The sequence below is a fragment of the Aeromonas sp. Y289-2 genome, from assembly GCF_027705925.1.
GTDB lineage: Bacteria > Pseudomonadota > Gammaproteobacteria > Enterobacterales > Aeromonadaceae > Aeromonas > Aeromonas veronii.
Genome location: NZ_JAPDCH010000006.1, coordinates 188,296 through 208,595 on the forward strand (window position 1 = coordinate 188,296; position 20,300 = coordinate 208,595).

Genomic DNA, 20,300 nt, shown 5'->3' on the forward strand with positions numbered 1-20,300 from the left:
AGCGGCTCCGTAAAGCTGACTCCAGCATGCCTCTTATGCTTTGCCTGTATCTGTGATCGAGGTGGCAACCATCTCCTCACCGGATGCAGGGAGAATTTCCTGCTGCGGTGGCTGGGCATCCTCCGCCGTGCTGGCCAGCGCCACCCGCTCCAGCAGTTTGAGGGAGTGGGCCCGGCCGACTGCCACCTGCCGTTTGATGTCATCGGGCAGGAAGGGGAGGCCATCGTTGGTGGCGGTGTCGATGGTCTGGATCCACTCCATCCCTTCCCCCGGCGGCGGCAGGCGGAACTGGATGTCGTAATCGCTGGCGTTGAACAGCACGTACCAGCGCTCGCCGACACAGTTGATCATGCCGATATCCATGGCGAACGCCTGCCCCATGGGGGCGTGCCAATCCTGATCGGTGAGCTGGTGGCCGTCCGGGTGATACCAGTTGACCTGATGGCAGCTGGATGGGGTGCCATTCCAACTGTCGTCGCTCAGTTGCAGGTTGGAGAAGACGCTGGACTCCGCCCGCAGCGCCATCATCTGCTGGGTGAAGGCGAACAGCCGCTCATCCTCCGGCCGCCACTGCCAGTTGACCCAGCTGATCTGGTTGTCCTGACAGTAGGCGTTGTTGTTGCCAAGCTGGCTGCGGCCCATCTCGTCCCCGGCAAGGAAGTGCGGTGTCCCTTGCGACAGCAGCAGGGTGGCAATCAGATTGCGCTTCTGCTGCTGGCGCAGGCTGTTGACCCGCGGATCCAGGGTCGGCCCCTCTACCCCATGGTTATAGGAGAGGTTGTTGCCGTGACCATCCCGATTGTCTTCACCATTGGCCTGATTGTGGCGCTGGTTGTAAGAGACAAGATCCTCCAAGGTGAAACCGTCGTGATAGCAGAGGTAGTTGACGCTGGTGTGGGGGGAGCGCCAGTTCTTCGGGAAGATATCCCGCGAACCCACCAGACGGGTGGCAAAGTCCCCCATCTTGCCCGCATCACCGCGCCAGAAGGCGCGCACAGTATCGCGGTAGCGGTCGTTGATCTCCTGCCACTGGCTCGGGAATTGACCCAGCCGGTAGCCGAAGGGACCGATGTCCCAGGGTTCGGCGATGAGCTTGACCTGTGACAGCACTGGGTCGGCCATCACTGCCTTGAAGAAGGCGCCCATGGGCTCGAACTCCCCCGCTTCCCGCGCCAGCGTCACCGCCAGATCGAAACGGAAGCCGTCCACCTGCATCTCGGTGACCCAGTAACGCAGAGCATCGAGCACCAGCCGCAGGGTGTTGGGATGATCCAGATTGACGCTGTTGCCACAGCCGGTCACGTTGGCGTGACGGGTGTAGTCCGGGCCGTGGGGGCCCGCTTCAAAGGCGTAGTAACCGGCGTTGTCAAAGCCCTTGAACGAGAGGGTGGGACCGTCGAAGCCCGAGGCGGCAGTGTGGTTGTAGACCACATCCAGAATCACCTCGAGCCCGGCCCGGTGCAGCTCGCGCACCATGGTCTTGAACTCGGTCACCGCCTCGTCGGCCCTGGTGCTGTAGCGTGGCTCCGGGGCGAAGAAGGCGATGGGGTTGTAGCCCCAGTAGTTGGTGAGTCCCAGCTGCTCAAGTCGCGGTTCCGACATGAAGGCGGCCACCGGCATCAGCTGCACCGAGGTGATGCCGAGGCTCTTCATATGCTCGATAACCAGCGGATGACTGATGCCAAGGTAGGTGCCCTGCAGCGCTTTGGGGATCCCCGGGTGCTGCTTGGTAAAGCCCTTGACGTGGGTCTCGTAGATAATGGTGCGGGCCGGGCTGATCCCGGGTTTATCAACCCCTTGCCAGTCAAAACTGTCATCCACTACCACCGACTTGGCAATCATCCCGGCACTGTCCCCCTGATAGAGGGCTTCATCCCAGTAGGTGGGACGACTGAGCGCCCTGGCGTAGGGGTCGATCAGCAGTTTTTGCGGATCGAACAGCATCCCCTCCTGCGGGGTGCCATAGACCCGATAGCCGTAGCGCTGACCGGCCTTTACACCGCGCACATAGCCAAAGCGATACTGGCCACGGCGGCCGGGCAACTCCAGCCGCATCAGCTCCTGCTCCTGCTCGTCGTACAGGCAGATCTCCACCTTGTCCGACTGGGGGGCCCAGACGCAGAAGTGGCAACCGTTCTCGTCAAGGCGGGCCCCCAGCGGGTGGCCCACCCCTTTTTCCATTACAAGCATCAAGACTCCTGTTTGATAAACAAGGTCGCCAGCGGCGGCAGATCCAGCACTATGCTATGTGCCATCCCCTGCCAGGGGGTCGGTTCGGCAGCGAACACCAGACCTACATCATAGTTACTACCCCAGTAATACTCGCTGTCGGTGTTGAGCACCACCCGATAATTGCCCGCCGCAGGGACGCCGATCCGATATTCGAGACGGGGCACCGGGGTGAAGTTGCAAGCGACCACAATAGCCTGCTTGCCCTCTTTGTCCGCCCGCAGCCAGGCAAAGATGCTGTTGTCGGCATCGTTGTGATCCAGCCAGCGGAAGCCGGTCTGCTCATAATCGGCCTGATACAAGGCAGGCTCATGACGGTAGAGGTGGTTGAGATCGTGGATCAGCCGCTGCTGACCGGCATGCTTGGGATATTGCAGCAGGTGCCACGGCAGCTGGGCGTCGTGGTTCCACTCGTTGCTCTGAGCGATTTCGGTGCCCATGAAGTTGAGCTTCTTGCCCGGGTGGGCGTACATAAAGCCCATGTAGGCCCGCAGGTTGGCGGCTTGCTGCCACTCGTCACCGGGCATCTTGTAGAGCATGGAGTGCTTGCCGTGCACCACCTCGTCGTGGGAGAGCGACAGGATGAAGTTCTCGTCATAGTGGTAAACCATGGAGAAGGTCATGTCGTTGTGGTGGTAGCGGCGGTGGATCGGCTCTTTCTGCATGTAGGTGAGGGTGTCGTGCATCCAGCCCATATTCCACTTGAAGCCAAAGCCGAGGCCGCCGAGGAAGGTGGGGCGGGAGACACCGGCAAAGGCGGTGGACTCTTCGGCTATGGTCATGGCGTGGGGATACTTGCCGTAGACCTCCTCGTTGGTCCACTTGAGCAGGCTGATCGCTTCGTAGTTGTGGTTGCCGCCATCGACGTTCGGTACCCACTCACCGGCGTTGCGGGAGTAGTCCAGATAGAGCATGGAGGCGACCGCATCCACCCGCAGTCCGTCGATGTGGAACTTGTCGAGCCAGAACAGGGCGCTCGCCACCAGGAACTGGCGCACTGTGTCGCGGCCAAAGTCATAGATGTAGGAGTTCCAGTCCGGGTGCCAGCCACGGCGCGGATCCTCGTACTCGTAGAGCGGGGTGCCATCGAAGCGGGCCAGGCCGTGGGCATCGGACGGGAAGTGGGCGGGCACCCAGTCCAGAATGATGCCGATCCCTGCCTGGTGGCACTGGTCGACGAAGTATTTGAAATCATCAGCGGTGCCGTAGCGGCTGGTGGGGGAGAACATGCCCACCGGCTGGTAGCCCCAGGAGCCGCTGAAGGGGTGCTCGGAGACCGGCAGCAGCTCGATGTGGGTGTACTCCATCTCCTTGACGTAGGCGACCAGCTCCACCGCCAGCTCGCGCCAGCTCAGGCTGTCGCCGTTGGGGTGGCGTTTCCAGGAGCCGACGTGCAGCTCATAGATGGAGAGCGGCTGCTCGCGCTTGTCGTTGTGCTGGCTGGCAATCCACTCGGCATCCTGCCACTGGTACTGGGCGTGGTCATAGACCACGGAGGCGAACGAGGGATACTGCTCGCAGTAGAAACCGACAGGGTCGCTCTTGTGGGGCAGCCGGTTGCCCATGGGGTCCTTGAGCTCGAACTTGTAGCGATCCCCGGCCTTGAGGCCCGGCACAAACAGCACCCAGTGACCGCAGAGGCTGCGCTGCATCGGGTGGCGGCGGCCATCCCAGAAGTTGAAATCGCCGATGAGGCTCACGGCGGTGGCGCTCGGCGCATAGACCGCAAAACGCACCCCCTCCACCTGCTGGCCAAGATGCTCCACGGTGCGCAGCTGGGCGCCAAGGGTGTGATAGAGGTTTTCCGGCTGGGCGGTCAGTTCGGCCAGGCCTGCCCAGGCGGCATCCTGAAACTGATAGGGGTCGATGACCTCGGTGGTGGCATCTTGGTAGCTGGCGATCAGCTGATAGGGGAAGGAGTTTTTGCGGCGGGTGAAAACAGTTTCAAAAAGACCCGATTCATCGGTGGGCGCCAGGGTGGCAACGACTTTGCCCGACTTGAGATCCTTGACGCGGACTTCGAGGGCATCAGGCAACCAGGCGGTCAGTTTGAGGCCGGGCCCATCCGGATTGGCCTGCAGGCCTAAGTGAGAGAAGGGATCGGAACAGCGGGCAGCAACCAAACGTTCAACGAGCATCGAGATTTCCTTTCATGACAGAGCATCCACTCCGGCCGAAGCCGGAGTGGATTTAGGTGAGAGCGCTGTGAGAGACAGCGTCTCAACGACTGGCCTCATCACGGGCTTGGCTCATCTTGCCAGCCAGTGCCTTGAGTGCCTCATTGGCAAAAATATCTTCCAGATCAGCGGAAAGCTTGCGGCGCCAGTTGGGGTATTCGTAACTGGTTCCCGGTACGTTGACCGGCTTGTCCATCTCCAGCCAGTCTTCCAGCTGGGTACTGAACAGGGCGCAGCTGCCGCGGGACATGTGGATCTGCAGACCGTGGTTGAGTTCGGTGTTCATGCCGACCCAGTTCACGTCATGACTGATGTTGTCAGAGATGACCTTGTGGGCATGCAAGCTGTCGAGGATCCGCTGTTTGGCCTGGTGACGATCAGCATACAGAGTCTTCAATACATCTTCATCCGGATACAGACCCAGTTGACGGCCGAGCGCCAGATCGTCGCAGTGCCAGAAGCCCTTGAGGGTCGGCATGTCGTGGGTGGTCAGAGCTGACATCGCCTGCTCGGTGTAGTGCGCCGGGGAGATAAAGCCGCCATCTTCCTTGGAGCGCTCGAAGAAGAACACCTTGTAGGAGTGGACGCCGTTCTCTTTCAGAGTCACGTCGATCCCCTCCGGCACGGTGCCCAGATCCTCGCCGATCAGCAGGCACTGATTGCGGTGGGATTCGAGGGCCAGAATGCCCAGCAGATCGTTGACCGGATAGTAGATGTAGGCGCCCTTGGCGGCGGATGCTCCGGGCGGTACCCACCACAGGCGCAGCAAGGCCATCACGTGGTCGATACGCAGTGCGCCACAGGAGCGCATGTTGGCACGGAACAAGTCCACCATCGGCTGATAGGCCGCTTCGAACAGCTTGTTCGGGTTCATCGGGGGCAGGCCCCAGTTCTGACCGAGCGGGCCGAGGATATCGGGCGGCGCACCGACCGAGGCTTTCGGGCAGTAGAGATCCTGGTTGGCCCAGATCTCGGTAGATCCTTCGGAGACGCCCACCGCCAGATCCCGGTAGATCCCCATCACCATGCCGGCAGCCTTGGCACGGGCATCGGCTTGCGCCAATTGCTCATCAGCCAGGAACTGCAGATAGAGGTAGAAGTTGACATCTTGCGGGTGCGCGGCCATCCAGGCGGCAACGGCAGGATTGTGGTAATCGCGCAGCTCCTGCGGCCATACCGGCCAGCCCCAGGCATTTTCGCCTTTGGCATAGAAGTGGGCCTGCAGGGCATCAAATGCTGCCTGCTGTTGCAGGCTGTCGCCACCGGCGGCCACGAAGGCATCAAAGGCGGCCTGACGCTCGGTGCTCAGGGTGGCTTCATCGAACACCTGACGCAGCATGCCGAGTTTGGTCTGGATCACGCCGGTGTAATCGACGTTCTCTTTGGCGCGCAGATCGGCCAGATGTTGCTGGAAGGCAGGACTTGCCACTTCCGCCTTCAGGCGATCGCTCTGCTGGAATTCGGGCACCGCTTCCACATTGATATAGGCCACGTTGAGCCAGCGACGGGAAGAGGGGCTGTAGGGACTGGCGCTCTCCGGATTGGCCGGATAGAGGGCGTGGATAGGGTTGAGGCCAACGAAGTGGGCACCCCAGGCGGCGGCTTTCTCGACCAGCTGGCCCAGATCGCTGAAATCACCGATACCCCAGTTGTGGCGGCTGCGCAGGCAGTAGAGCTGCACGCTCGGGCCCCATACCTTGCGGCCATCGGCAATCGGCGCCTGCTTGTAGCAGGCCTTGGGGGCGACGATGAGGCGCATGGTGGCCAACGGCTCGTCATTGCCCTCTTCCAGCAGCACCAACTGGTGGTAACCCAGCTCCGGGGCCATCTCCAGGGTGACGCGATAGGCCTGGCACTCCATCTCTTCAAATTCGGCCACGCCGACCAGCTCACCCTCGATGGGGGTGAATTGACCGGACAGCACTGCACCCTGCTCCTGCTGGAGCTGCCAGGTGAGGGCGTCGTTGACGAATTCGATGGGGAGGCGAACCTCCAGGGTAACGGTGTCGCCGGTGCGAACCACCATCACAGGATCCAGCGCCCGCAGCCAGTGCTGACGATGTTCCTCTTCCAGCTGCTGCACCAGTGCGGCCTCGTCATCGACGCGGTAGCCCATGGCGCCCAGCATGGCGGCCTTGCTCTCTTCTGATACCTGGGCCGGGTGGCCCCAGGCATCGACATACTCGCTGGCGATACCTTTTGCGGCAGCCAGCTGTTCAATCAGGGTGGTCATAGTTTGAGAATTCCCGCTGTGGATTCTATCTATACTATTTTGTTTGATTTTTATGGGGTGGTACTTGAACAGTGGCTCTATGGGCCATGCTAAACCGCGCACATTTTTACATATCTCTGTGAATGGTTGTGTGACCGAGTAGGCACTATTGTTGATATCTGCGCGATGCCACGATCTGGCACTTTTTTCGTCAAAACGTGGTAATCAGTTACATAAACAGAAAATTAATTTCACAGTTTTTCATGATATAGCGCAATTTCAGACAGAATGTTGGTTGACTCACCGGAGAGTTCTAGTAAATTTACAAGCGGAATTTTCTTTGACTACTGAACAGTTAGGTAACTAAATATGACTATCAAAGTAGGTATTAACGGTTTTGGCCGTATCGGTCGTTTCGTATTCCGTCTGGCTTGCGAGCGTGCAGACATCGAAGTTGTTGGTATCAACGACCTGATCGATGTTGACTACATGGCTTACATGCTGAAGTACGATTCAACTCACGGTCGTTTCAACGGTACCGTTGAAGTTAAAGACGGCAACCTGGTTGTAAACGGCAAAACCGTACGTGTTACCGCTGAGCGTGACCCGGCCAACCTGAAGTGGGGCGAAATCGGTGTTGACGTTGTTGCTGAAGCTACCGGTCTGTTCCTGACCGACGAGACTGCTCGTAAGCACATCGCAGCTGGTGCCAAGAAAGTTGTACTGACTGGCCCGTCCAAAGACGCTACCCCGATGTTCGTAATGGGTGTTAACGACGCTACCTACGCTGGCCAGGACATCGTTTCCAACGCTTCCTGCACCACCAACTGCCTGGCCCCGATCGCCAAGGTTCTGAACGATACCTTCGGTATCGAGTCTGGCCTGATGACCACCGTTCACGCTACCACTGCTACCCAGAAGACCGTTGATGGTCCGTCTGCCAAAGACTGGCGCGGTGGCCGCGGTGCGGCTCAGAACATCATCCCGTCCTCTACCGGTGCTGCCAAAGCTGTTGGCGTAGTTATCCCGGAACTGAAAGGCCTGCTGACTGGTATGGCTTTCCGTGTTCCGACTCCGGACGTGTCTGTTGTTGACCTGACCGTTAACCTGAAGAAAGCTGCCACCTACGCAGAAATCTGCGAAGCGATGAAAGCTGCTTCCGAAGGCGCTATGAAAGGCGTTCTGGGCTACACCGAAGACGAAGTTGTATCTACCGACTTCCTGGGTGAGCGTCAGACCTCCGTATTCGACGCCAAGGCTGGTATCCAGCTGAACGACAAATTCGTTAAAGTTGTATCCTGGTACGACAACGAAATGGGCTACTCCAGCAAAGTTCTGGACCTGATCGCTCACATCTCCAAGTAATTTGGGATGCGCAATCGCGTAGCTTGAAAAAGGCGGCCATTGGCCGCCTTTTTGTTTTTCGGTTTCCCCTGATGACAGGAGTCCACATGCAATCCATTCGTCCCCTGACAGCCAATTGCAAGCTTGCCAACAATGCGGCCGGTCTGCCGGTTCTCACCATCAACAACGACTATGCCAAGGCAGAAATCAGCCTGTTTGGCGCCCATGTGCTGAGCTATCAGCGTCATGGCGAGCCGGCCTCCATCTGGCTGAGTGACAAGGCGGTGCTGGATGGCAGCAAGCCTGTTCGCGGTGGTATCCCGATCTGCTGGCCCTGGTTTGGTCCGGCGCCCGCCCGCGTCGGTAGCGGCAAGCCCTCCCACGGTTTTGCCCGTACCGCCCTCTGGATGCTGGACGGGGTCTCAGATCACGCTGACGGCACGCTCGTTCATCTCTCCCTGCGCGACAGCGATGCGACCCGTGCCCTGTGGGATCACGCCTTCGAACTGGAGCTGGACGTGCTGGTGGGCAAAGAGCTCTCGCTGGTGCTGACCACTCGCAACACAGGTGCTCAGCCGTTGACCTATAGCGGTGCGCTGCACACCTATTTGCAGATCAGCGCCCCGGAGGCGGTGAGCGTGAGCGGTCTGGGCGAGCCCTATGCCGACAAGCTGACCGGACAGGATGCCAAGCAGCAGGGTGCATTGACCCTGAGCGGGCCGCTGGATCGGGTCTACTGGCAGCCAGAGGCGCTGGTGAGGGTGCAGGATGGTGAGCGCGAGACCCGGGTTGTCAGTGGCAACCACGACAGCGTGGTGGTCTGGACCCCATGGCTGGAAGGGGCCACCGCCATGGCCGACATGAGCGACGATGGCTATCGCACCATGCTCTGCGTCGAAGCTGCCATTGCCGGCGACGCTGGGGTGACCGTTGCGCCGGATGAAGAGCACAGCCTCTCCACCGTAATCATCTGAGTTGGATTAGGTTCAGATAAATAAAGAGGGCTCCCGCGGGAGCCCTCTTTGCATCTCGTGACGGCGGCAATCAGGCGTTGCCCTGAGTCTTGAGCTTGAGTTCGGCGGCGAAATTGAGCATCCGGTCGAGCGGAATGAGGGCCTTTACCCGCAGCGCTTCATCGACATGGATCTCGTGGCGTTCGGCACCATCGGTGAGGGCCTCCTTGATCGCCACCAGACCGTTCATCGCCATCCAGGGGCAGTGGGCACAGCTGCGGCAGGTAGCGCCATCGCCACCGGTCGGTGCTTCCACCATCTCTTTCTCCGGACAGGCCTGCTGCATCTTGTAGAAGATGCCCCGATCGGTCGCCACGATCAGCTTCTGCTGGGGCAGCTCTTTGGCCGCCTTGATCAGCTGACTGGTGGAGCCCACCGCATCGGCCAGCTCGATCACCGAGGCGGGGGATTCCGGATGAACCAGCACGGCGGCGTCCGGATTTTGCTCTTTCAGCTCGCGCAGGGCACGGGCCTTGAACTCGTCGTGGACGATGCAGTGGCCTTGCCAGCGCAGCATCTGCGCCCCGGTCTTCTTCTCGATATAGGCGCCCAGATGGCGATCCGGGCCCCAGATGATCTTGTGACCCAGACTGTCGAGGTGTTCGACGATTTCCAGTGCAATGCTGGAGGTCACCACCCAGTCAGCCCGTGCTTTGACGGCGGCCGAGGTATTGGCATAGACCACCACGGTATGGTCGGGATTGGCATCGCAGAAGGCGGAGAACTGTTCGATGGGACAGCCCAGATCGAGGGAGCATTCGGCCTCCAGAGTCGGCATCAGCACCCGCTTGTGGGGGCTCAGGATCTTGGAGGTTTCCCCCATGAAACGTACCCCGGCGACGATCAGGGTCTGCGCCTCGTGATCGCGGCCAAAGCGGGCCATCTCCAGCGAGTCACCGACGAAACCGCCGGTGGCTTCGGCCAGCGCCTGGATCTCGGGATCCGTGTAGTAATGGGCGACCAGTACCGCCTTGCGCTCCTTGAGCAGCGCCTTGATTTCTGTGGTCAAGGTCGTTCTCTGCTCGGCACTCAGGGGAAGAGGTTTGGCCGGAAAGGGGTAGTCCATCGCGACTACCGGCGGGACACTGCTCAGTGCATTGCTCATTGCGACTGTTCCATCAACGCTCGGGAAGGCAAAAATTATAACCAGAAGCCTGCCACAAACCCATCAACAAATCGGGTGAAGCGCAAGTGGGCGAATATACTCAAGTAATTCGTTGTTATTCTGCCATAAGGAGTTGTCGCATGAAGCAACGTTCCCTCAAGTTCAAGCTGTTGTGCCTTACCATGGGGCTGTTTCTGCTGACCGGGCTGGCCATGACCCTGCTGCAATCGGCCTCTTTCAGTTCCCTTCGCAACATGGTGATGACCCAGACCAGCGATGCTCTGGAAGAGGAGGTCTCCCGCAGCTTGCAGTATCAGGCAGAGCGCTATGCCATCCAGATTGCCTCGCTGATGCAGAACTCCTATCAGATCCCCCTGACCGTGACCGCCCAGATTGAAGCCGGTATGGCCAAACCGGAACTGCGGTTGTCGCGACCCCAAGTGGAGTCTCTGCTCGGCAGCAGCCTGCAGCAGGCGAGCGGGATCAGCTCCATTTATGCCCAGTTTGAACCAGATGGGTATGATGGCGAGGATGGCAACTGGCTGGGCGGGGCCAGTCACTCGGTGGCAGGCAAGGGGAGTCTGGAGGTCTATTTCACCAAGGATCAGGGAGGGGCCGTCGCCCAGCAAGCGGTGGACGCCGCTGCCAGCGAGGCCAAGTTTGATACCTCCCTCAACGAGTTTGGCATTCGCAACAGCGAGTGGTATCTCTGTGGTCGCGATACCCGCCAGCCCTGCCTGATGGAGCCTTATCTCTACGAAATCAGCCCGGGCAACAAGATGCTGATGACCAGTCTGACGGTGCCCGTGCTGCGTGACGGCAAGTTTGTCGGGCTGGCCGGTGTGGATATGAACCTGCCCATTTTTCAGCAACTGGCTGAAAACCTTGGCAAGAGCCTCTATGACAACAAGGCGGATGTGACCCTGGTCAGCAAGATGGGGCTGATTGTGGGCAGCAACCGCTATGCCGACAAGCTGGGTCGTCCACTCAAGGAGGTGGGCCTGACCCTGCCCGACGGTCGGCCGGTCAGCAGCGACAGTGACTTCATTCTTCATCAGCCCATCCGGGTTGAGGCAGCCAATACCCAGTGGTGGTTGATGATCAAGGTGCCCAAGGCGCTGGCGCTCGGCAAGGCGCACGCCATCAGCAATGAACTGGGCGCCTTGCTGGTGGATGCCCAGCGGCAGCAGATCATCGCCATGGGCGGGATCACTTTGCTGGTGCTGGGCTTGCTGGTCTGGTTTATTCAGACCATCACAGCGCCACTTTCTCTTATCAGCCGCCATGTGGGCCATCTCTCCAGCAACGAGGGGGACCTGACCCAGCAGATGGAGATCGACACCCATCAGGAGCTGATCGATCTGGGGTCCCAGCTCAATGCCTTCCTCGGCAAGCTGCGGGGCATGGTGCAAATGAGCAAGGGGATCGGTCAGCAGGTCTACCAGCAGGCGCGGGAGATGAAACATACCGCCGACACCATGCGCAATAGTCTGGACGAGCAGAATCTGGAGCTGGAGAGCGTGGTGAGCGCCATGCACCAGATGAGCACCACGGCAGTCAGCGTGGCAGGTTATGCCGAGCAGGCGGCGCAGGAGTCGGAAGCGGCGACCCACCACATCAATACCGCCCAGCAGACCCTCAGCAATGCCCGCAACGAGATCCATACTCTGGTCGGCGATATGCATGAGGCGGATAAAGCGGTGGCGCTGGTGGCCCAGCGCAGCACCAATATCAGCCGGATCCTCGATGTGATCCGCGCCATTGCCGAGCAGACCAACTTGCTGGCCCTCAACGCCGCCATCGAAGCGGCGCGGGCAGGGGACATGGGCCGCGGCTTTGCGGTGGTGGCGGACGAGGTGCGGGCGCTGGCGACCAAGACCCGTGAATCTACCGACGAGATTGGCCAGCTGATTGGCAGCCTGCAGACCGAGGTGAGCAGCAGCCAGCGTCTGATGAATACCGGCATCGAGCGCTCCACCACCACGGTGCAGGGCACCGAGCAGGCGTTTGAGGCGCTCAATCAGGTGGTGGCCCAGATCCAGCAGATCCACGACCACATCAGTCAGGTAGCCACCGCCGCCGAGCAGCAGAGTGCGGTGAGCGATACCATCAACCAGAACCTGATGCGGATCGGCGATACCGCCAACGTGATCGGGCAGGAGGCCAGCTCCAGCCATCAACTGAGCGAGGCGCTGGAGCAAGCGGCCACGGCGTTGGCCAGTCAGCTCGATCGGCTGCGTACCTGAGTAGCCGCCAGAGAGACAAAAGCCCGCGAGCGATCGCGGGCTTTTTTATGACTCGATGGCAGAGTTGCGTCAGTTGCGGGGTTCAACCAGCAGGATGTGGGAGTCGGCCCCCACCACCCTGACCTTGCTGCCCGCAGGCAGCGACTCGTCGCAGCGCACTGTCCAGACCGTGTCGTCCAGATGCACCCGGCTGGTGCCCTGGGTGACATCATCCAGCAGGGTCAGCTCGCGGCCCATATAGCTCTGCATCCGCTCGTTGATGGTGCTGGCGGCATCCTGACCCGAGTTGTCACGCTGGTGTTGCCAGCGCCACCAGGCCCAGGTGGTGAGTAGGGATTGCACCGCAAACAGCAGCAACTGCGCCTGCCAGCCAAAGGGCCAGATCAGCAGCAGCAGGCCCACTTCCAGTGCGGCGATGCCGGTCCAGAGCAAAAAGCCCACCGACCCCAGCACCTCGATGGCCAGCAGAATAAAGCCGAGCCCCAGCCAGTGCCAGTGGGTCAGCCCCTCTAACAGGGCTGTCATGACTTGCTGCCCTTGCCATCTTTGTTGAACAGCTCGGCCATGCCAGCCACAGAGCCAATCAGGCTGCCCGCTTCCAGCGGCATCATGATGATCTTGCTGTTGGGGCCTTCACCGATGCGGGCCAGTGCCTCGGTATATTTCTGAGCCACGAAGTAGTTGATGGCCTGCAGGTCTCCTTCCGCAATCGCTTGGGAAACCATGTGGGTCGCCTTGGCTTCCGCTTCTGCAGCCCGCTCCCGTGCTTCTGCAGCGAGGAAGGCGGCCTGACGCTCACCTTCGGCTTTGAGGATCTGGGACTGTTTCTCCCCTTCCGCTTTCAGGATCTTGGACTGGCGCACGCCTTCGGCTTCCAGTACCTCGGCCCGTTTCTGGCGCTCGGCCTTCATCTGGGCGTTCATCGCCTCGACCAGTGCCAGCGGCGGGCGCACATCCTTAATCTCGATGCGGGTCACCTTGATGCCCCAGGGGGCGGTAGCGGCATCCATGGTGCGCAGCAGTTTCTCGTTGATGGTGTCGCGCTGGGAGAGCATCTCGTCCAGCTCCATGGCACCGAGCACGGTCCGCATATTGGTCATGGTGAGATTGCGGATGGCGCTGGTGAGATCGTTGACCTCGTAACCCGCTTTGCGGGCATCCACCACCTGCACAAAGCTGATGGCGTCGATGGTGACGTTGGCGTTGTCGCGGGAGATCACCTCTTGTGCCGGGATATCCAGCACCTGCTCCATCATGATGATCTTGTGGCCGACCCTATCCACGTAGGGGATCAACAGGTTGAGGCCCGGGGTCAGGGTGCGGGTGTAGCGGCCGAAGCGCTCCACCGTCCAGTTGTAGCCCTGGGGCACTATCTTGATGCCCGCACTCAGGGTGGCGAGCACCAGGAACACGAAAATCCCTAGCACAATCAATGATTCATTCATCATTTAGCTCCTTATGAAACACAGTCCCTAGCCTATGGTCTGGCGTCAGGTACCACAAGTGACTTCGTACGCCTTTGTCACGAATTGGCTTTGCTAATTACCAAAACGCATTAAAAAGCATTTTTTATTATTTTGAGGGATAAGCTGCCCTGCCTATAGTCGCCCCATATTAGTCGTGTTCCGAGGGATGGGCCGAAATGGATTATTTACCTATGTTTGCCAAGTTGGAAGGCCGCCCGGTACTGCTGGTGGGCGGGGGCGAGGTTGCCCTGCGCAAGGCGCGCCTGCTGCTGGCAGCCGGTGCCCGGCTGACCTTGGTCTCCCCGGAGCTTGAACCGGAATTTGCGGAATTCACCGGTCGTTTCACCCATCTGGCCGAGCGCTTCACTCCGGCCCATCTGGCAGGCCAGATTTTGGTAGTGGCGGCGACCGACAACCTCGAAGTCAACGCCCTCGTTTATCAAAGTGCCAACCAGCAGGGTCTGTTCGTCAACGTGGTGGATGACCCCAAACGCTCCAGCTTTATCTTCCCCTCGATCATCGATCGCTCGCCGCTGATGGTGGCGGTCTCCAGCGGTGGCAAGGCGCCGGTGCTGGTGCGCCTGTTGCGCGAGCGGCTGGAGAGCCTGCTGCCGCGCCATCTTGGCGGGCTGACCGAGCTCTCCGGCCGGGTCCGTGACAAGGCCAAGCGGGTGCTCTCCTCGATTTCCGACCGTCGCCGCTTCTGGGAGCGCGCCTTTGCCTCCAACACCCTCGCCAGCCTGATTGAAAAAGAGGATTGGCAAGGAGCCGAGCAGTGGCTGAGCGATGGCCTCGATCAGGCGAAAAGCGAAGTGGGCGAAGTGGTCTTGGTCGGCGCGGGTCCCGGGGATCCGGGCCTCTTGACCCTCAAGGCGCTGCAACAGATTCAACAGGCTGAAGTGGTGCTCTACGACCAGCTGGTCTCCGCCGAGATCCTCGATCTGGTGCGCCGCGATGCCACTTTGGTGTCGGTTGGCAAGAAGGCGGGAGCCCACAGCGTGCCGCAGGAGGAGACCAATCGCCTGCTGGTGGAATACGCCAAGGCGGGCAACCGAGTGGTGCGGCTGAAAGGGGGCGATCCCTTTATGTTTGGCCGGGGTGGCGAGGAGCTGGAAGTGCTGGCCGACGAAGGTATCCCCTTCTCGGTAGTGCCCGGCATCACGGCTGCTGCCGGTGCCACCGCCTATGCCGGTATTCCGCTGACTCACCGTGATTACGCCCAGAGCGCCGTCTTTATTACCGGCCACTGCCAAAAAGAGGGCAAGGAGCCCGACTGGCAGCAGCTCGCCGCCACCAGTCAGACCCTGGTCATCTACATGGGGCTGATGCGCTCCGAGCATATCCAGCAGCAATTGGTGGATCACGGCCGAAGCCAAGCCACCCCCATCGCCATCATCGAGCGCGGCACCACATCCCGCCAGCGGGTGCTGACCGGCACGCTGGCCGATTTGGCGGAGCTGGCCAAACAGGCGGTGAGCCCGTCGCTTATCGTCATCGGCGAAGTGGTCGCCCTGCGCGAGCGGCTGGCCTGGTTTGGAGAAAAAAGCGGCGAGCAGCAGCGCGCTAACCCGGATCTCGATGGCTGCGACCTCAAGCTGGTGCAGCTGGCCTGACCGAGAAAGAGATATTTGATGCGGCTGCCAGCGCGGCCGCGCACTGAACCACCCAGCGCCCCGAGCAGGCGCATAAGCAATGACCCGAGGACCAACATGGACCGTGAAAGATTGACCCACTTGCAGCAGCCGAACGCGGAGAGCAGTCATGCAGGTGTCTCTCGTGAAAGATTGACACATCTGCAGCAGCTGGAAGCCGAGAGCATCCACATCATCCGCGAGGTGGCTGCCGAATTTGAAAACCCGGTGATGATGTACTCCATCGGCAAGGACTCCTCCGTCATGCTGCATCTGGCCCGCAAGGCCTTCTATCCGGGCAAGATCCCGTTCCCCTTGCTTCACGTCGACACCGACTGGAAGTTCAAGGAGATGATCAAGTTCCGCGACGAGACCGCCAAGAAGTACGGGCTGGATCTCATCGTCCACAAGAACCCGGACGGCCTCGCCATGGGCATCAACCCCTTCGTCCACGGTAGCAGCAAGCACACCGACATCATGAAGACCGAGGGGCTCAAGCAGGCGCTCAACAAATATGGCTTCGACGCCGCCTTCGGTGGCGCGCGCCGCGATGAAGAGAAGTCCCGCGCCAAGGAGCGGGTCTACTCCTTCCGTGACAAGTCCCACCGCTGGGATCCGAAGAACCAGCGTCCGGAGCTGTGGCGGGTCTACAACAGCCAGGTCAACAAGGGGGAGAGCATCCGGGTGTTCCCGCTCTCCAACTGGACCGAGCTGGATATCTGGCAATACATCTATCTCGAGAACATCGACATAGTACCGCTCTACTTCGCCGCTTACCGTCCGGTGGTGGAGCGCAATGGCATCAAGATCATGGTGGATGACGAGCGCATGCCGCTGACCGCCGAGGATGAGGTGAAGCAGGAGCTGGTGCGTTTCCGCACCCTCGGTTGCTATCCGCTCACCGGGGCCATCGAATCCGATGCCACCACCTTGCCGGAAATTATTGAAGAGATGCTGCTCACCACTTCGAGCGAGCGGCAAGGGCGGCTGATTGACCACGATCAGGCCGGCTCCATGGAGCAGAAGAAGCGTCAGGGATATTTCTAAGGAGTCGTCAGCATGAACAGCCATATTCAGACCGCCATCACCGAACAGGGCATCGAAGCCTATCTGCACGCCCAGCAGCACAAGAGTCTGCTGCGTTTTCTCACCTGCGGCAGCGTGGATGACGGCAAGAGCACCCTTATCGGTCGCCTGCTGCACGACTCCCAGCAGATTTATGAAGATCAGCTCAAAGCGCTGGAGTCCGACAGCCAGAAGCTCGGCACCACAGGCGAGAAGCTGGACCTGGCGCTGCTGGTTGACGGCCTGCAGGCGGAGCGCGAGCAGGGCATCACCATCGACGTGGCCTACCGCTATTTCTCCACCGCCAAGCGCAAATTTATCATCTCGGATACCCCGGGCCACGAGCAGTACACCCGCAACATGGCCACCGGCGCTTCCACCTGCGATCTCGCCATCATTCTGATCGACGCCCGCAAAGGGGTGCTGGATCAGACCCGTCGCCACAGCTTTATTGCGAGCCTGCTAGGCATCAAGCAGTTCGTAGTGGCGGTCAACAAGATGGATCTGGTGGAGTTCAGTCAGGAGGTGTTCGAGCGCATCAGCGCCGACTACCGCGAGTTCGCCAAGAAGCTCTGCGTCGACACCATCCATATCGTGCCGGTCTCGGCGCTGGACGGTGACAACGTAGTCAACCAGAGCGACAAGCTGGCTTGGTATCAGGGCGAAACCCTGCTTGCTCTGCTGGAGTCTGCCGAGGTTGAGCGCGAGCTGGAGCGCCATCCGGTGCGCCTGCCGGTACAGTATGTGAACCGCCCCAACCTCGATTTTCGCGGCTTCGCGGGCACACTCGCCTCCGGCATCCTGCGGGTGGGCGACAAGCTGGCGGTGCTGCCGTCGGGCAAGGAGAGCACAGTGACTCGCATCGTCACCTTCGACGGGGATCTGGAGTACGCCCTGCCGGGTCAGGCCATCACGGTCACCTTCGCCGACGAGATCGACATCAGTCGCGGCGACCTGCTGGTGGATGCCGCCAAGCGGCCGCAAGTGACCCAGAATGTGCTGGCCCATATCGTCTGGATGGGGGAAGAGTCCCTGCAACCGGGCCGGGTCTACGACGTCAAACTGGCCACCAAGAAGAGTCGCGGTCAGGTGGAAGCTATCCGCCATCGCATCGAGATCAACAAGCTGGACGAACTGCCCGCGAGCGAGCTCAAGCTCAACGAGATCGGCCTGTGCGAGCTGAGCCTCACCGACCCGGTGGCGTTCGACCCGTATCAGGAGATCCGCGACACCGGCAGCTTTATCCTGATCGACCGGCTGACCAACGTCACCGTCGGCGCCGGCATGATAGTGGAAGGCTTGGCGGCCAAAGCGGTAAAAGGGCACTACAGCGAGTTCGAAATCGAGCTCAACGCGCTGGTGCGCAAGCACTTCCCGCACTGGCAAGCCCTTGCCATCGGTAACGACATAAGCAAGGAGTAAGCCCATGACCTGGCAACAATTCCTGGTGCTGGGTCTGCTGGCTGCTCTCGTGGCCCTGCTGATCCAGGGCAAACTCCGCCCGGCGCTGCTCTTCTCGGGCGCCGTGCTCATCACCTACCTGAGCGGGCTGGCGGATATCAACGCCGTGGTAGCGGGCTACACCAACAGTGCCCTGCTGACGCTGGTGCTGTTGCTGCTGGTGTCGCTGGCGGTGGAGAAGACCCGCATCATGAGCTGGTTCGCCAATCTGGTGGGCACGGGTTCATTCAACAAGGTGCTGGTGAAGGTGTGGTTCTCCACCGCCTTCCTGTCGGCCTTCGTCAATAACACCGCCGTGGTGGCCTCCATGCTGGGAGCGGTCAAACGCAACCCCAACCATGCGCCGTCGCGACTGCTGCTGCCCATGTGCTTCGCGGCCACCTTTGGCGGGGTGCTGACCCTGATCGGCACCTCCACCAATCTCATCGTCAACAGCTTCCTCATCAAGATGGGGGCGCCGCCGCTCGGCATGTTCGACTTCTTTATGGTGGGGGCGGGTACCCTGCTGACCGGTCTGGTGGCCGTGCTGCTGTTTGCCCGTCACCTGCCGGAGCAGGATACCGAGATGAGCCGCGAATCCGGCTACTTTCTCGAAGCCAAGGTGGGCGCCGGTTCGCCGCTGGCGGGGCGCAGCGTCAAGGAGAACGGCCTGCGCAGCCTGAAAAGCCTCTATCTGGCGGAGATCATTCGCGGTGAGCAGGTGATCTGCCCGGTGCAGCCGGAACACGAACTGCACGAAGGGGACGTGCTGCTGTTCTGCGGCGACGTGGAAAGCGTCGGCGTGTTGCAGGAGATGAAGGGGCTGGATCTCTACGGCCAGCACCGCCTCAACGGCCAGCATCTGGTGGAGGTGATCGTCAGCCACAGCTCGCGGCTGGTGGGTCAGACCATCAAGGATGCCGAATTTCGCACCCACTTCGATGCGGTGGTATTGGCGGTGCGCCGCGGCGAAACACAGCTTACCGGTGGCCTCGGCCAGATTGAGCTGCACGCCGGTGATACCCTGCTGCTGGCCCCAGGCCCCCAGTTTGCCCGCAACAAGTCGCTGGGGCGGGAGTTTGTGGTGGTGAGCGGGCTGGAAGCCTCCACCCGCCTCGATGGCAAGCGCAGCGCCGCCGTGGTGCTGGGTTTTCTCGGGGTGTTGGCGCTCTCGGTATTCGATCTGGTGCCGCTGTTCAAGGGCTTGCTGCTGATGCTGGTGGCGCTGCTGCTTACCCGCATTCTGACTCTGGACGAGATCCGCCGCCGCTTTCCGCTGGATATCTGGCTGGTGGTGGGCGGGGCGCTCGCCATCGCCGATCAGCTGGAAAAGAGCGGGCTGGCCAAGCTTATCGCCGACTGGCTGATGGGGGAGTTCAACGGTGCCAGCCCCATCATCGCCTTTATCGGTATCTATGTGTTTACGTTGGTGCTGACCGAGCTGATGAGCAACAACGCGGCCGCCGCGCTGGCCTTCCCCATGGGTTACCAGCTGGCGCTCAGCATGGATGTCTCGACCATGCCGTTTATTCTGGCGGTGCTGTTCGGGGCCAGCTCCAGCTTTATCCTGCCCTACGGCTACCAGACCAACCTGATGGTCTATGCCGCGGGCAACTACAAGATGCCGGACTACCTCAAGCTGGCCCTGCCGGTCTCGCTGGCCTATAGCCTCGGGGTGATTGTGATGGTGCCCCTGCTGTTTCCGTTTTAAGGCGTGAGCGCCAATCAAGGAGTGTGGGATGAGCAATATCGTGTGGCACAAGCATGCCGTGGACAAACAGAGTCGGGCCGAATTGAAAGGGCAAAAGCCGCTGGTGATCTGGTTTACCGGGCTGTCGGGGGCGGGCAAATCGACCCTGGCGGGGGCGCTGGAGCAGGCGCTGGCGGCACAAGGCAAGCACACCTATCTGCTGGATGGGGACAATGTGCGCCACGGCCTCTGCGGGGATCTCGGTTTCGATGATGCTGCGCGGCAGGAGAATATCCGCCGGGTTGGCGAAGTGGCAAAGCTGATGGTGGATGCGGGCCTGATTGTGCTCACCGCCTTTATCTCGCCGTTTCGTGCCGAGCGGGCGCTGGTGCGCAGCCTCTTGGGTGAAGGTGAGTTTGTCGAGGTGTTTGTCGATGCGCCGCTCGCCGTCTGTGAAGAGCGCGACCCCAAGGGGCTCTACAAGAAGGCTAGGGCAGGGGAAATTACGAATTTTACCGGTATCGACTCCGCCTACGAGGCACCGGAAAGTCCGGAAATTCATCTGCTTAACGCCGGTAAACCGGTGGCGGAGCTGGTGGAGGAGTTGTTGGCTGCATTGAGGTTACGAGAGTTAATAGATTGAGGTTTATTGTCTGGTCCGAATATTGATAAACAAGGGGGG

The 20,300-nt window shown here is 60.5% G+C and carries 14 protein-coding genes; 8 read left to right on the forward strand and 6 right to left on the reverse strand.

All coding sequences use genetic code 11. The features are described from left to right. Positions 1-33: 33 nt before the first annotated feature. The 3 genes from glgX to malQ form a co-directional block, all read right to left on the reverse strand. Complete coding sequence (glgX, locus tag OKC43_RS11595) at positions 34-2,190, reverse strand: glycogen debranching protein GlgX (protein ID WP_236272275.1); 2,157 nt, start codon at positions 2,188-2,190, stop codon at positions 34-36. After that, entirely contained in the window at positions 2,190-4,367 is a 2,178-nt protein-coding gene (gene glgB / locus OKC43_RS11600; RefSeq protein WP_236272274.1) for a 1,4-alpha-glucan branching protein GlgB, read from the reverse strand. The genes glgX and glgB overlap by 1 nt, the downstream gene beginning before the upstream one ends. Positions 4,368-4,449: 82 nt before the next feature. Beyond that, the gene (malQ, locus tag OKC43_RS11605; RefSeq protein ID WP_236272273.1) at positions 4,450-6,639 is read right to left on the reverse strand and encodes a 4-alpha-glucanotransferase; all 2,190 of its coding nucleotides are present in this window, start codon (positions 6,637-6,639) and stop codon (positions 4,450-4,452) included. A 348-nt stretch (positions 6,640-6,987) separates the two neighbouring features. On the opposite strand from malQ, the gene gap reads away from it, so the two are divergent. Both gap and OKC43_RS11615 read left to right on the forward strand, forming a co-directional pair. Then, the gene (gene gap / locus OKC43_RS11610) at positions 6,988-7,983 is read left to right on the forward strand and encodes a type I glyceraldehyde-3-phosphate dehydrogenase (protein ID WP_139739792.1); all 996 of its coding nucleotides are present in this window, start codon (positions 6,988-6,990) and stop codon (positions 7,981-7,983) included. A gap of 86 nt (positions 7,984-8,069) precedes the next feature. After that, positions 8,070-8,936, forward strand: a complete 867-nt coding sequence (locus tag OKC43_RS11615; protein ID WP_236272272.1) for a D-hexose-6-phosphate mutarotase — start codon at positions 8,070-8,072, stop codon at positions 8,934-8,936. A 70-nt stretch (positions 8,937-9,006) separates the two neighbouring features. Here the strand turns inward: OKC43_RS11615 and nadA are convergent, their stop codons facing one another. After that, on the reverse strand, positions 9,007-10,080 hold the full coding sequence (gene nadA, locus OKC43_RS11620; protein ID WP_005343233.1) for a quinolinate synthase NadA: 1,074 nt from the start codon (positions 10,078-10,080) through the stop codon (positions 9,007-9,009). 140 nt (positions 10,081-10,220) lie between these two features. On the opposite strand from nadA, the gene OKC43_RS11625 reads away from it, so the two are divergent. Further along, positions 10,221-12,326, forward strand: a complete 2,106-nt coding sequence (locus tag OKC43_RS11625) for a methyl-accepting chemotaxis protein (protein WP_236272271.1) — start codon at positions 10,221-10,223, stop codon at positions 12,324-12,326. Between the two features lie 69 nt (positions 12,327-12,395). Here OKC43_RS11625 and OKC43_RS11630 read toward each other — a convergent pair whose 3' ends face one another. Both OKC43_RS11630 and OKC43_RS11635 read right to left on the reverse strand, forming a co-directional pair. Then, positions 12,396-12,851 carry an NfeD family protein gene (locus tag OKC43_RS11630; RefSeq protein ID WP_005335704.1) on the reverse strand — a complete coding sequence of 152 codons (456 nt, stop codon included), beginning with the start codon at positions 12,849-12,851 and terminating at the stop codon, positions 12,396-12,398. Next, the gene (locus OKC43_RS11635) at positions 12,848-13,771 is read right to left on the reverse strand and encodes an SPFH domain-containing protein (protein ID WP_005335703.1); all 924 of its coding nucleotides are present in this window, start codon (positions 13,769-13,771) and stop codon (positions 12,848-12,850) included. Before OKC43_RS11635 ends, OKC43_RS11630 begins: the two co-directional genes overlap by 4 nt. 197 nt (positions 13,772-13,968) lie before the next feature. On the opposite strand from OKC43_RS11635, the gene cysG reads away from it, so the two are divergent. The 5 genes from cysG (at position 13,969) to cysC (ending at position 20,261) form a co-directional block, all read left to right on the forward strand. Next, entirely contained in the window at positions 13,969-15,405 is a 1,437-nt protein-coding gene (gene cysG, locus OKC43_RS11640; RefSeq protein ID WP_236272270.1) for a siroheme synthase CysG, read from the forward strand. A 96-nt stretch (positions 15,406-15,501) separates the two neighbouring features. Next, on the forward strand, positions 15,502-16,470 hold the full coding sequence (cysD, locus tag OKC43_RS11645) for a sulfate adenylyltransferase subunit CysD (protein WP_270659276.1): 969 nt from the start codon (positions 15,502-15,504) through the stop codon (positions 16,468-16,470). Positions 16,471-16,482: 12 nt separating this feature from the next. Next, positions 16,483-17,910: a sulfate adenylyltransferase subunit CysN gene (gene cysN, locus OKC43_RS11650; protein WP_236272268.1), complete on the forward strand. Its 1,428-nt coding sequence runs from the start codon at positions 16,483-16,485 to the stop codon at positions 17,908-17,910. A gap of 4 nt (positions 17,911-17,914) precedes the next feature. Next, the gene (locus OKC43_RS11655; RefSeq protein WP_005354701.1) at positions 17,915-19,639 is read left to right on the forward strand and encodes an SLC13 family permease; all 1,725 of its coding nucleotides are present in this window, start codon (positions 17,915-17,917) and stop codon (positions 19,637-19,639) included. Between the two features lie 28 nt (positions 19,640-19,667). Then, positions 19,668-20,261, forward strand: coding sequence for an adenylyl-sulfate kinase (gene cysC, locus OKC43_RS11660; protein WP_236272267.1), 594 nt, complete (start codon positions 19,668-19,670; stop codon positions 20,259-20,261). Positions 20,262-20,300: the final 39 nt, after the last annotated feature.

Bases quoted from the DNA above. Each gene is read 5' to 3' on its own strand.
- glgX (WP_236272275.1), bottom strand. From the start codon at position 2,190: ATGCTTGTAATGGAAAAAGGGGTGGGCCACCCGCTGGGGGCCCGCCTT.
- glgB (WP_236272274.1), bottom strand. From the start codon at position 4,367: ATGCTCGTTGAACGTTTGGTTGCTGCCCGCTGTTCCGATCCCTTCTCT.
- malQ (WP_236272273.1), bottom strand. From the start codon at position 6,639: ATGACCACCCTGATTGAACAGCTGGCTGCCGCAAAAGGTATCGCCAGC.
- gap (WP_139739792.1), top strand. From the start codon at position 6,988: ATGACTATCAAAGTAGGTATTAACGGTTTTGGCCGTATCGGTCGTTTC.
- OKC43_RS11615 (WP_236272272.1), top strand. From the start codon at position 8,070: ATGCAATCCATTCGTCCCCTGACAGCCAATTGCAAGCTTGCCAACAAT.
- nadA (WP_005343233.1), bottom strand. From the start codon at position 10,080: ATGAGCAATGCACTGAGCAGTGTCCCGCCGGTAGTCGCGATGGACTAC.
- OKC43_RS11625 (WP_236272271.1), top strand. From the start codon at position 10,221: ATGAAGCAACGTTCCCTCAAGTTCAAGCTGTTGTGCCTTACCATGGGG.
- OKC43_RS11630 (WP_005335704.1), bottom strand. From the start codon at position 12,851: ATGACAGCCCTGTTAGAGGGGCTGACCCACTGGCACTGGCTGGGGCTC.
- OKC43_RS11635 (WP_005335703.1), bottom strand. From the start codon at position 13,771: ATGAATGAATCATTGATTGTGCTAGGGATTTTCGTGTTCCTGGTGCTC.
- cysG (WP_236272270.1), top strand. From the start codon at position 13,969: ATGGATTATTTACCTATGTTTGCCAAGTTGGAAGGCCGCCCGGTACTG.
- cysD (WP_270659276.1), top strand. From the start codon at position 15,502: ATGGACCGTGAAAGATTGACCCACTTGCAGCAGCCGAACGCGGAGAGC.
- cysN (WP_236272268.1), top strand. From the start codon at position 16,483: ATGAACAGCCATATTCAGACCGCCATCACCGAACAGGGCATCGAAGCC.
- OKC43_RS11655 (WP_005354701.1), top strand. From the start codon at position 17,915: ATGACCTGGCAACAATTCCTGGTGCTGGGTCTGCTGGCTGCTCTCGTG.
- cysC (WP_236272267.1), top strand. From the start codon at position 19,668: ATGAGCAATATCGTGTGGCACAAGCATGCCGTGGACAAACAGAGTCGG.